General features: G+C 51.6%; 1 pseudogene. It reads right to left on the bottom strand.

The features are described from left to right. Positions 1-804: pseudogene (locus R8N49_RS25695) on the bottom strand (conjugal transfer protein TraG); the annotation flags it as partial. Positions 805-907: the final 103 nt, after the last annotated feature.

Raw genomic sequence — 907 nt, 5'->3', positions numbered from 1 at the left:
AAATGCTCCGTTGCGACCGGACGCGGTATTGATCGCCTGTAGTGCGGCTTGATACCCGCCAAGCTCCTTACCCTGTTCGTAATTTTTGGAGTTGGTCATTGCTGTCATTCGCGCTGCTGCCTGGGCCACTTGAGGAGACATTCCGTAGGCTTGGTATCTTTGCTGTAGTGAAGCCGCCTCGTCTTTAACCGATTGCGGCGCGGCATTTCGGAAATAGTCATTCAGTTGGTTCATGGCCGCAGGGGTTTGTGCTACTGCACCACCGAGAGTTTTAAAGTCGGTATTAGTCATGGAGCCCATTTGGTTTTGGAGCTGACTCATTGTTGTGAAGGTGTCCGATGCAGACACCAGTTCAGAAGCGGACTTGGATAGGTTCTGGGATAAGCTATCGCCCCAGGTTTGCTTGAATGACTCGCTTCCAGAACGGCTGAAACCCTGCGCTAATTGATTTGTCAACGCCTGGCTATCGGTTTGCGAATAGCTCACACCCTTCATGAACTGGGACACATCACTCGCTGACCAGCTTGAAGAGTCTTGAGTTGATGACTCTGTTGCTCCCTTCGCTTGCGCTTTGATGTCCAGGACATCACTGCCGCCGCCTGATTCGCCATTACCACCAGCAGGAACTAGGGCTGTACTGTTTGATTTCACACCAGCAGCGGCCTTCATTGCTGCCCTGGCCTTGCCAACCATAGGCATAAGCATGGACGCAGCTTCGTCAACATCGAGTGTGCCCATAGCCTGCATGGCAAAAGCACCTTTGACAGCATCAGAGTGGCTATCATCCACCTGGAACTTATCCATGAAGTTCTTGGCTTGCTGGTTGATCAATTGGCTTTGAGCTGTGTTTTGCGACGAAACGTTGCGCCCGACATTGGAGAGTCTTGAATAGGCTTGATCCTGACTT

The sequence above is a fragment of the Vibrio sp. 1978 genome (genome assembly GCF_033344345.1).
This window is presented reverse-complemented; position numbering and strand designations above follow the sequence as displayed.